Origin of the sequence: Stenotrophomonas sp. A3_2 (genome assembly GCF_036624925.1) — a bacterium.
Taxonomy (GTDB): domain Bacteria; phylum Pseudomonadota; class Gammaproteobacteria; order Xanthomonadales; family Xanthomonadaceae; genus Stenotrophomonas; species Stenotrophomonas hibiscicola.
This window is the reverse complement of sequence record NZ_JAZKVY010000286.1, coordinates 1-9,603: the sequence shown is the minus strand read 5'-3', so window position 1 is coordinate 9,603 and position 9,603 is coordinate 1. Positions and strand designations below refer to the sequence as shown.

General features: G+C 67.0%; 11 protein-coding genes. 7 read left to right on the top strand and 4 right to left on the bottom strand.

What is annotated here, in order from left to right; translation table 11 throughout:
* Nucleotides 1-201: 201 nt before the first annotated feature.
* The 3 genes from R5H29_RS13995 to gspH are packed head-to-tail and all read right to left on the bottom strand — an operon-like array spanning nucleotide 202 to nucleotide 1,618.
* On the bottom strand, nucleotides 202-816 hold the full coding sequence (locus R5H29_RS13995; RefSeq protein ID WP_058980585.1) for a prepilin-type N-terminal cleavage/methylation domain-containing protein: 615 nt from the start codon (nucleotides 814-816) through the stop codon (nucleotides 202-204).
* Complete coding sequence (gspI, locus tag R5H29_RS13990; protein WP_332329311.1) at nucleotides 813-1,163, bottom strand: type II secretion system minor pseudopilin GspI; 351 nt, start codon at nucleotides 1,161-1,163, stop codon at nucleotides 813-815. The genes R5H29_RS13995 and gspI overlap by 4 nt, the downstream gene beginning before the upstream one ends.
* 8 nt (nucleotides 1,164-1,171) lie before the next feature.
* On the bottom strand, nucleotides 1,172-1,618 hold the full coding sequence (gspH, locus tag R5H29_RS13985; protein WP_332329310.1) for a type II secretion system minor pseudopilin GspH: 447 nt from the start codon (nucleotides 1,616-1,618) through the stop codon (nucleotides 1,172-1,174).
* 115 nt (nucleotides 1,619-1,733) lie between these two features.
* Between gspH and R5H29_RS13980 the strand changes: the two genes are divergently transcribed.
* Nucleotides 1,734-2,183: a hypothetical protein gene (locus R5H29_RS13980; protein ID WP_332329309.1), complete on the top strand. Its 450-nt coding sequence runs from the start codon at nucleotides 1,734-1,736 to the stop codon at nucleotides 2,181-2,183.
* Between the two features lie 90 nt (nucleotides 2,184-2,273).
* Here the strand turns inward: R5H29_RS13980 and R5H29_RS13975 are convergent, their stop codons facing one another.
* Nucleotides 2,274-2,609 carry a hypothetical protein gene (locus tag R5H29_RS13975; RefSeq protein ID WP_332329308.1) on the bottom strand — a complete coding sequence of 112 codons (336 nt, stop codon included), beginning with the start codon at nucleotides 2,607-2,609 and terminating at the stop codon, nucleotides 2,274-2,276.
* A gap of 201 nt (nucleotides 2,610-2,810) precedes the next feature.
* Between R5H29_RS13975 and R5H29_RS13970 the strand changes: the two genes are divergently transcribed.
* The 6 genes from R5H29_RS13970 to R5H29_RS13945 all read left to right on the top strand — a co-directional run bounded on the left by R5H29_RS13970 (nucleotide 2,811) and on the right by R5H29_RS13945 (nucleotide 9,594).
* Entirely contained in the window at nucleotides 2,811-4,427 is a 1,617-nt protein-coding gene (locus R5H29_RS13970) for a ShlB/FhaC/HecB family hemolysin secretion/activation protein (RefSeq protein WP_332329307.1), read from the top strand.
* Between the two features lie 38 nt (nucleotides 4,428-4,465).
* Entirely contained in the window at nucleotides 4,466-6,250 is a 1,785-nt protein-coding gene (locus R5H29_RS13965; protein ID WP_180876738.1) for a DUF2341 domain-containing protein, read from the top strand.
* A gap of 10 nt (nucleotides 6,251-6,260) precedes the next feature.
* On the top strand, nucleotides 6,261-6,674 hold the full coding sequence (locus R5H29_RS13960; RefSeq protein ID WP_005409874.1) for a biopolymer transporter ExbD: 414 nt from the start codon (nucleotides 6,261-6,263) through the stop codon (nucleotides 6,672-6,674).
* 39 nt (nucleotides 6,675-6,713) lie between these two features.
* Nucleotides 6,714-7,379 carry a cell envelope integrity protein TolA gene (locus tag R5H29_RS13955; RefSeq protein WP_134735433.1) on the top strand — a complete coding sequence of 222 codons (666 nt, stop codon included), beginning with the start codon at nucleotides 6,714-6,716 and terminating at the stop codon, nucleotides 7,377-7,379.
* A gap of 42 nt (nucleotides 7,380-7,421) precedes the next feature.
* Nucleotides 7,422-9,167, top strand: coding sequence for a putative porin (locus R5H29_RS13950; RefSeq protein ID WP_332329306.1), 1,746 nt, complete (start codon nucleotides 7,422-7,424; stop codon nucleotides 9,165-9,167).
* Between the two features lie 97 nt (nucleotides 9,168-9,264).
* Complete coding sequence (locus R5H29_RS13945; RefSeq protein ID WP_134735435.1) at nucleotides 9,265-9,594, top strand: hypothetical protein; 330 nt, start codon at nucleotides 9,265-9,267, stop codon at nucleotides 9,592-9,594.
* Nucleotides 9,595-9,603: the final 9 nt, after the last annotated feature.

Here is a 9,603-nt window from a genome sequence, read left to right as displayed (position 1 = left end):
CCTCAGTGCCGACCAACGGTCGGCACCCACCAGGGCAGGCCGGGCAGTAGAAGCCGCTCGGCAGTAGATCCACGCAATGCGTCGATGGCTTGGCCAGCTTCAGTGCCGACCAAGGTCGGCACCCACCAGGGCAGGCCCGGCAGTAGAAGCAGCTCGGCAGTAGATCCACGCCATGCCTGGATGCTTTGCCTGGGCAAAAGCCTAAAGCTCCAGCACCCGCCGGTAACTCAACGGCCCACGCCCATCGCGCAGGCCCAACCGCAGTTCAAGTCCCGTGGCCGGCATTACCTCGCCTTCGCTCGGCAACACGGCCCATCCCGTTCCTGGCTGCCAGGCCCGCACCTCGAACCGCTGCACGCCGTGCGCCACGGCAATGCCCTTCGACAGTTCCGGCGCCGGCAACGGATACTGGTCCGTAGCCGTACCACTGGCCCGCCACAGCGTATTGCCCTGCCGCCACCAGCGTACCCGTTGCCAGTGCAGCCCATCGCTGCCGACACTGCGGGTGATCTCCAGCGCGAAGCTCCCATCCGGGTGCCGCTCGCTCACCAGCGACGGCGGTAGCAACCGCTGCGGTTGATCGGCCGGCCGCACTGCGCCATTCATCAACGCATCGTCTGCGCGCATTTCGATATCACGCTGGAACTGCTGCAGCACGCGCAGCGCCGTCGTGGTCTCGGCATCGGCCTGGCGCAGGCGCTGATTGCTGTTGGCCACGCTGTCGAGCGCCCGCCAGCAGATCAGCGCCAGTACGCCCATGATGGTGATCGCAATCATCACCTCGATCAGGGTGAAACCGCGCACGGCGCGCGTCATTGCGCCGCCGTCCATGGCAACTGCATCCGCGCCAGCGACTGCCGGGGTGCATCTTCGGCAACCACACTCAGCTCCAGCTGCGGCTGGCCGTCGTTGCCCGTGCGCAGATGCTGAAGCACCAGGAAGCTGCTGCGCCCCTGCACACAGCGCTGCCGGGCATCCTGCGGTGCCTGTCCGCTCAGGCGCAGTTCCTGCCAGCGATCCTGCACGCACATCAGTGCCAGGCGACGGTCACGCAGCCGTGACTGATCGTCGGTCGCCACTGCCACCGAGCGCATCACCGCTGCCAGCGCAATCGAAACGATCGCCAGCGCGATCAGCATTTCGATCAGGGTGAATCCGCGCATGCTCCGCTTCACTGCACGACCTGCAACTGTCCGCTGCCATCATCACGAAGACGCAGTTTGCGGCCATCCAGCGACAACGCAAGCTCCCAGGCGATACCGATCCACTCCGGGCTCAGCTCAATGGGGCTGGTGGGCTGCACCGCGATACCCGTTGCCTGCCACTTCTGCGGTCGCAGCAGATCATCGCGTTCAATGATCACCCAACCGCTGCCTTCGCGGCGGCTGAAACGATAGCCGTTGGCGTCGGCCTGCCAACGCAGGGGACGGCCATCGATGCGCGCCTCATCGCGCGCCACCTGCAGGCGCTGCGCCAACCGCTCGGCTTCCTGTCGCAGCTGCCGGCCCGGGTCGAGCAGGCTGCCCAGGCCCAGCCCGATTCCGGCCGTGCAGATGCCGATGATCACCAGCACCACCATCAGTTCCAGCAGGGTGAAACCACGCTGCACGCGCTGCATCGACGTTGCCTCCTGTCCGTGTCGACACCTGCCAGCGTAGGCCTGCATGATGAAACAAAAGCGTCAGCCACAGCTGCTAGCGTAGGCGGACACGAACGTGGCGGTGGTGCGGAACATGGATGGCAGGCGCTGGGATCGCAATCGCATGTTGAGCCTGCTGGCGGCGACGCTGCTGCTGGCCGTGGTGGCCTATTGGAGTGTTACCCTGTCTGCCGTGGCGCCAGCGGCCGCGGCCAGCGAGGCGAGGGCCGTGGCGCCGGTACGGCCGATGTTCGATGCAGTGGCGAGCCTGCCGCTGGTACGGCTGCTGTCCCCCGGTGCAGTGCAGACCGAGGTGGTGGTGCTGGGCGTGATGGCCGGTGACCATGCGCCATTGGCCCTGCTCTCGGTGGATGGACGCCCGGCGGAAGCGTATGCGCCCGGCCAACGGCTCGGACCCTGCACGGTGCTGGCCAGCATCAGTGCCAGCGCGGTGGAACTGAACCAGGCCGGGCAATCGCGTAGCCTCCCGGTGCCCGAGCTGCCGCCGGTGCCGAGCGATGGCATCGTGCCCGCGGTACCGTAGAGCCGAGCCTACGCTCGGCTGCGCCTGCGCAGCATCGCCGATGAACGCAAAGACAGCCGAGCATGGGCTCGGCTCTACAAAGGCGCTGGCTCAGCGCGCAGGTCGCTGCGGCACCACCGAGCGCCCGAACGCATCGCCCATGCGCTGTCGTGTGCCTTCCAGGTTGTACTGCATCAGTTGGTTGCCGGGCTGCCGCATCAGGCGTTCGGCCTCCGGTAGCGCCGGTGATTTCGCCGTTCTCGATGCCGGCGCAAGTTTGCGCTGCAGGCAGTCCCAGGCCGGAATGCGCTCGCCATTGACCTGTACTTCGATGCAGGGCGCGGCGTCTTCCTGCTTCTTCGCCTCGTCGGCGCGCACCGGGGCCAACGCCAGCAGCAACGCAAGGGTGAGGGCAGCGCGCAGTTCCGCCATCAATGATTCACGCATCTCGAATCTCCCGCGGCAATCGACGTTCTGCAATGAAGACGTGTGGAGAAGGCAGGGTCCGCCTGCGTGCATTGCGCTGCCGTCAAAAGATGACAGTGCTGTCACAAAACTGTTGGCGGTTTTGACGCGACGTACACGTCCTGTTGGTAGACCCACGCGCCGCTCCATGGCCATTTCCTTCGATACGACGCGATGCCTTCGATGACTCCTGTTCCGTGCCGAGCCGTCCGCCTTCCGCTGCGCCTGCATCCACTGGTGCTGGCCCTGGCGGCGCTGCCGCTGCCGCTGTTCGCGCAGGAGGCGGCGCCTGCGCCCAGCGTGAACATCAATGAATACATCGTGCGCGGCAACACCGTGCTCGACCCGCGCCAGATCGAGCGCGCGGTGGAGCCGTTCCTCGGCCCGGGAAAGACTCTGGCCGATGTCGAGAAGGCACGCGATGCAGTCAATGCGCTGTACCAGCAGGCGGGCTACCAGTCGGTCTACGTGGAGTTGCCCGAGCAGCAGGTCAGCGGTGGCGTGGTACTGCTGAAGGTACAGCAGACACCGATCGGCCAGCTGCGGGTCGTGGGAACGAAGCACGAATCGCCCGAGCGCATCCGCGAGCGCGTGCCGGCGCTGGCGGAAGGCAAGGTGCCGGACTTCGACCAGGCGCAGAAGGAACTGACCGCGCTGAACGAAGGTGGCCGCCGCCAGGTGATACCGCTGGTACGGGAGGGCCAGGTGCCGGGCACGATGGATGTGGACCTGCAGGTCGAAGAGAAGTCGCCGTGGCGTGCCAGCGCGTCACTCAACAACGACCACAGCGCCGACACCGAGAAGCTGCGCCTGAGTGCGTCGCTGGCCTACGACAACCTGTGGAAGCGGGGGCACAGCGCCAACATCGGCGTGTACCTGGCGCCGGAAGATACAAAGCAGGCCAAGGTGTTCTCGGCCTCGTACACGATGCCGTTCGAAGGCACGCCGTGGAGCCTGGAAGCCTCCGGCTACAAGTCCGACAGCCGCGTGCTGAACGCGGGCGGGCAGGTCGGTACCGGCACCGGAACCAATGTGGTCGGCAACGGCCATTCGATCGGTCTCAAGCTCAACTATCGACTGGCCGGCAGCAGCCAGTGGTGGCGCCAGCTCAGCCTCGGCGTGGACTTCAAGGACACCGAGGAAGACACGCAGATGGGCAAGGAGAGCCTGAAGACGCCGCTGAAGTACGCGCCGATCACCCTGGGGTTTGTCGGTGTGCGCCAGGGCGAGCAGGATCAGTTGAGCTTCAACACCCAGCTGGTGGCCGGTACCCGCCGCCTGTTCGGCTATGGCAGTGACGCCACCGCCTTCGGCCAGAAGCGCTACTGGGCCGATCCGAGTTTCGTCGCCTTCAAGGCCGACGTGGCCAACACCCACACCTTCAGCAGTGACTGGCAGTGGTATGCGCGTGGCTCGCTGCAGGTAACCGATGCGCCACTGGTGTCGGCCGAGCAGTTCGCTGCTGGCGGCATGTACACCGTGCGTGGCTACCTGTCGGCCGAGGCGATCGGCGACTACGGCGGCCTGGCCAGCCTGGAATGGCGCACCCCGGCGTGGTCGCTGTGGAGCGGCACCGACCTGCGTGTCTACAGCTTTGCCGACGCGGCCTACCTGCGCCTGCGCCAGCCGCTGCCCGAGCAGCGCGACAAGTACAACCTGGCCTCGGTCGGCCTGGGCGCGCAGCTGCGCCTGGGTGAACACCTGCAACTGCGCCTGGACTACGCCTGGCCTTATGCCGATGGCCCGGTCACGCGCAAGGACGATCCGCGCCTGCATTTCAACATCAGCACCAGCTACTGACCCTTCCCTTGAACATGCGTTCTCCGGAGACCCTTCGCATGGACCGTTTGCTTTCCCGAGTGTTGTTGCTGCTGGCCGCGCTGGTTGCGCTGCCGGCCGCTGCGGCCGATGCCAATTGGTGGCAGGCCGAATGGAAGTACCGCAAGCCGATCACTGTCGACGCCGGCCCGCAGGGCGCGGGCCTGGCCGGTGACCCGGGTCGCACGCCGCTGCTGCTGCGCCTGCATACCGGCAACTTCGGCTTCGACGGCACCCAGGATGCGGGCAACGACCTGCGCTTTGTCTCGGGTGATGGCCGCACAGTGCTGGCCCACCAGATCGAACAGTTCGATCCCAAGCTGGGCCTGGCGCTGGTCTGGGTGGACGTGCCGGCGGTCAGCGCTGCGGCACCGCAGACGATCTGGATGTACTACGGCAATGAAAAGGCCCCCGCCAGCGGCAACGGCCAGCAGGTGTTCGATCCGGACTATACGCTGGTCTACCACTTCGCCGAGGCCAATGCGCCGGCACGCGACACCACCGCTTATGGCAACAATGCCGGTGCCGTGGTGCCGCCATCGGAAGGCTCGGTGATCGGCCGCGGCGTTCAGTTGGGTGCAGCCCCGCTGCCGCTGCCGGCCAGCGCATCGCTTGCGCAGGAGGCGGGCGCGCCGCTCACTGTTTCGGCCTGGATCAAGCCAGGCAGCAACAACGCGGCACAGGCGATCTACGCCCGTCGCGACGGTGCGTCCGAACTGGTGCTGGGCATCGAAAACCGGGTGCCGTTCGTGCAGCTCAATGGCCAGCGCAGCACGCCGGCGCAGCCGATTCCGGAAGGGCAGTGGGCGCATGTGGCGCTGACTGCGGAGAAGGGCGCACTGCAGTTGTACCTCAATGGCCGCGTGGTCGCCCAGCTGAGCGGCGAGCTGCCGGCGCTGACCACCGCGCCGGTGGTGGGCGCTGATGCGCCGGGCGCGGTGCAGCCGCTTGCCAATTTCGAGGGCGCACTGGATGAGCTGCGTATCTCGCGCGTGGCACGACCGGCGGCACTGCTGCTGGCCGATGCCACCGCACAGGGCGCCGACTCGCGCCTGATCAGCTACGGTGCCGACGAGCAGTCCGCCGGGCAGAGCCACTTCGCCTTCATCCTCAAGGCGATGCCGTTCGACGCCTGGGTGGTGGTCGCTATCCTCGGCCTGATGATGCTGCTGTCGTGGGCGATCATGATTGCCAAGGGGCGGCACTTCGGCCGTACCAGCAAGGCCAATGCAGTGTTCACCGAGAGCTTCGGCAAGCTGTCCGGCGTGCCGCTGCGCACCCTGTCCGACATGGACCGCCAGGGCAAGGCACCCACCGCGATGCACGACGGTTCGCTGTGGCGCATCTACCAGGTGGCCATCGATGAAATGCAGCAGCGCCACCAGCGCGATGGCAACAGCGGTTACCTCAGTGGCGCCACCATCGCCGCGATCCGCGCCTCGATGGATGCGGTGATGGTGCGCGAGCAGGAAGCGATGGCACGGCGCATGAACTGGCTGTCGACCACCATCGAAGGCGCGCCGTACGTGGGCCTGTTCGGTACCGTGATCGGCATCATGCTGGTGTTCGTGGTGGCGGCGATGGCCGGCGCGGTGGACATCAATTCGGTGGCACCGGGCATGGCCGCGGCGCTGCTGTGTACCGCAGCCGGCCTCGGCGTCGCGATTCCGGCGCTGTTCGGCTACAACTACCTGGGAGCACGTGCCGAGGCGATCGGCGCCGACATGGCGGTGTTCATCGACGAGTTCGCCGCGCGCCTGGCCGAAGAGCAGGACGGGCGCGGCCCGGCCGCGGTCCAGGGCTGAGGGGCGCGCCATGGGCCAGAAGGCGAAGTTCGGCATCAAGAAGCGCGAGAAGGGCATCAACGTGACGCCCTTCGTCGACGTGCTGCTGGTGGTGCTGGTGATCTTCATCCTGACCAGCAACGCCTCCATTCCCGGCATCGAGGTCAACCTGCCGAAGGCCAGCAACAGCGTCGCGCTGGAGAAGCCGAAGACCAAGGCGATCACCATCGACCCCAGTGGTCAGGTGTTCCTGGATGCCTATCCGGTGACGATGGCCGAGCTGGAAGACCGCCTGCGCACCGAGCGCGCGACCACGCCGGATTTCCCGGTGATCGTGCGCGGTGACGCGCAGGTGCAGTACGCCCGTGTGGTCGAGGTGCTGGACCTGCTGCGGCGGCTGGAGCTGGCACAGGTCGGCCTGGTCACCGGCAAAGCGCAGGGCTGAGGCATGACGGCCCATCAACCCCCTCGGCCGGAGCCCGGCATGCGCGGTCGCCAGTTGCTGGTGACCTTCGCGTTGGTGCTGGCCGCTTTGCTGGTGCTCGGCATCGCCGTGTGGTGGATGCTGTTCAAGGACACCGCCAGCACCCGCCGGCCGGTGGTGCAGCCGCCGATGCTGGCGCTGCCACCACCCCCGCCGCCGCCGCCACCGCCGCCGGAAAAGCCACCGGAACCGGAGACGCCGCCGGAAGAAGCGATGCCAGAGCCGGAACCTCTGGATCCACCAACGCCGGCTGAAGAGCCAACGCCAACGCCGGACAACGCCGACCCGGTGACGATGAATGCTGATGCGCAGGCCGGCGGTGACAACTTCGGCATCCAGTCCGGCAGTGGCGGCGGCTCATCCGGCGTGGGCCGTGGCGGCGCCGGCAATGCCACCTATGGGCGCTATCTCGGCTACCTGATGCAGCAGGCGATCTCGCGCGACGACAAGGTCAAGCGCCTGGCGTTCCAGCTGCAGGTGAATGTGTGGCTGTCCAACGATGGCCGCCTGGAAAAGGTCGAGCTGGTGCGCGGCAGTGGCAACGAGGAGGCCGACGCGGCCGTGCTCGATGCGCTGCGACGCATCGGCAAGGTCGACCAGGCACCGCCGCCGTCGCTCGATTTCCCCGCCCGCGTGCTGATCCAGGGCCGCCGTCCCGGGGCCTGATTCCCGACTTCCGTGATTTCCCTTCTTTGGATGAGAACCGTGATGAACGACCACGACCGCGCACGAACCGACTCCCGCTGCTCGCGGCCGGCCCGACGGGCGCTGCTGTGCTGCGCCGTGCTGCTCAGCCTGGCCGCCCCGGCCGGTGCGATGGCCGCCGAAACCACCACGGTCAAGCTGATCAAGGGCCTGATCGCCAGTGGCGCGCTGAAGCCCGAAGACGGCCAGGCATTGCTGGTGCAGGCCGAGGCTGAAGCAGCGGCCGCGTCGCGCACCGCGACCACCGTACCTTCGGCCGCCAGCGGTGGCGTGGCCCTGGAGGCCGGCGACGTGCGCGTGCCCTACGTGCCGCAGAGCGTGCGCGACGGCATCCGTGACGAAGTGCGCCAGGACGTGATGGCGCAGGCCAGGTCCGAGGGCTGGGCGGCACCGAACGAAGTGGCTGAGTGGACCAAGCGCATCAAGGTCACCGGCGACATGCGCGTGCGCAGCGAGTCGCGCTTCTTCTCCGAACGCAACAGCGACATCGTGAGCAACTGGTCGTCGATCAATTCCGGCAACGGCTTCGACACCAACACCAACACCAACCTGCAGCTGCCGCCGCTGCTGAACACCCGCCAGGACCGCCGTAACCTGTGGCGCATCCGCGCTCGCCTGGGCATCGAGGCGACCATCGGCCAGCACACCACGGCCGGCGTGCGCCTGGCCAGCGGCAGCAGCAATGGCCCGGTGTCAACCACCGAACAGCTGGGTGGTGGCCTGAGCAAGAAGGACGTGTGGCTGGACCAGGCCTGGCTGGCCTACAGCCCGGCCGATTGGGTGACGGTGCGCGGCGGCCGCTTCGGCAATCCGTTCTGGACCAGCGATACGCTGTTCTCCAACGACCTGAACTTCGATGGCCTGGCCGCCAACCTGCAGTACGACTTCGACGGCGGTGACCTTGGCCTGTTCGGCAACCTGGCGGTGGTACCGCTGGAGTACACCTCCGACAGCGCGCCCAGCCAGAGCCGGGTCAAGACCCCGAACGAGAACAAGTGGCTGTCCGGTGCACAGGTCGGCATGAACTGGCGCTTCAACGACGACAATGCGCTGCGCGCAGCACTGGGCTACTACGATTTCAAGAACATCAGCGGCCGCCTGTCCTCGCCGTGCGCGCTATATGCGGGCGCGGTGGGCTGCGATACCGACTGGTCGCGCCCAGCGTTCATGCAGAAGGGCAATACCCTGATGCTGATCCGCGACATCGCGCGCAATCCGCTGGACCCGGCCAACACGCCGACCCCGCAGTACGTCGGCCTGGCCTCGGCATTCCGCCTGGCCACGCTCAACCTGCGCTGGGATACGCAGCTGGCCCAGGGCATCGGCCTGCGCCTGGATGGCGACTACATCCGCAACCTGGCCTACGACAAGCAGGCCATGTTCAGCCGCGCCAACAACGGTATCGTCAACAACTACGGCGCCGGTGGCACCGCCGGCATCGATACGTTCCGCAGCGGCGACACCGCCTGGATGGTACAGGCCACGTTCGGTGCCACCGACCTGAAGGAGAAGGGCCAGTGGCAGGCGCTGCTGGGCTACAAGCGCATCGAGGCCGATGCGCTGCCCGATGCCTACAACGACCCGAACTTCCACCTCGGTGGCACCAACGCCCGCGGCTACTACGTGGGCGGCGCCTACGCGCTGGACGCGCGCAGCTGGATCAGCGGCAAGTGGATGGCGGCCAAGGAAGTGTCCGGTGCTCCACTGTCGATCGACGTGTTCCAGCTGGAGTTCAATTCCGGGTTCTGAGTGACGGCGTGATGTGGATCACGTAGTGCGTGGCGGGGGCGCAGTGATGCGCCCGTCTAGGGAAAGGAGACCACGCGTTGCACATAAGGAGGATTGGATGAGCCGTCGCAAGCTGTTTGAAAGTTCCGAACCGTCCAGTCGATCGCTGGGCATCGGGCCGGCCTATGTCTCGGTGGAGGGGCTGCGCCAGCACTTGGCGGAGTTCCTGCTGTATGCAGGCCGGCCGGTGGTGATCATGCGCGGGCGCAGCGAAGTGGGTTACTTCCTGCCGGCGCGCTGTTGGCGCCAGCGTGACGACGATCCGCTGGCGGCGGCCGCCGCCGGCCAGCTGTTGGACGCGGCCGGGTTCCAGGCCGAGGATATCCAGCAGGTGGAGCAGGAATTCAACGCGATGCGCCAGCGCACCGTGCTGCATTCACGGCGCTGAGCGGCCGCC

Coding starts and splice junctions, on each gene's coding strand:
- R5H29_RS13965 (WP_180876738.1), top strand. CDS start 4,466: ATGGACCGTTTGCTTTCCCGAGTGTTGTTGCTGCTGGCCGCGCTGGTT.
- R5H29_RS13960 (WP_005409874.1), top strand. CDS start 6,261: ATGGGCCAGAAGGCGAAGTTCGGCATCAAGAAGCGCGAGAAGGGCATC.
- gspH (WP_332329310.1), bottom strand. CDS start 1,618: ATGCAGCGCGTGCAGCGTGGTTTCACCCTGCTGGAACTGATGGTGGTG.
- R5H29_RS13945 (WP_134735435.1), top strand. CDS start 9,265: ATGAGCCGTCGCAAGCTGTTTGAAAGTTCCGAACCGTCCAGTCGATCG.
- R5H29_RS13975 (WP_332329308.1), bottom strand. CDS start 2,609: ATGCGTGAATCATTGATGGCGGAACTGCGCGCTGCCCTCACCCTTGCG.
- R5H29_RS13955 (WP_134735433.1), top strand. CDS start 6,714: ATGCGCGGTCGCCAGTTGCTGGTGACCTTCGCGTTGGTGCTGGCCGCT.
- R5H29_RS13950 (WP_332329306.1), top strand. CDS start 7,422: ATGAACGACCACGACCGCGCACGAACCGACTCCCGCTGCTCGCGGCCG.
- gspI (WP_332329311.1), bottom strand. CDS start 1,163: ATGCGCGGATTCACCCTGATCGAAATGCTGATCGCGCTGGCGATCGTT.
- R5H29_RS13970 (WP_332329307.1), top strand. CDS start 2,811: ATGACTCCTGTTCCGTGCCGAGCCGTCCGCCTTCCGCTGCGCCTGCAT.
- R5H29_RS13980 (WP_332329309.1), top strand. CDS start 1,734: ATGGATGGCAGGCGCTGGGATCGCAATCGCATGTTGAGCCTGCTGGCG.
- R5H29_RS13995 (WP_058980585.1), bottom strand. CDS start 816: ATGACGCGCGCCGTGCGCGGTTTCACCCTGATCGAGGTGATGATTGCG.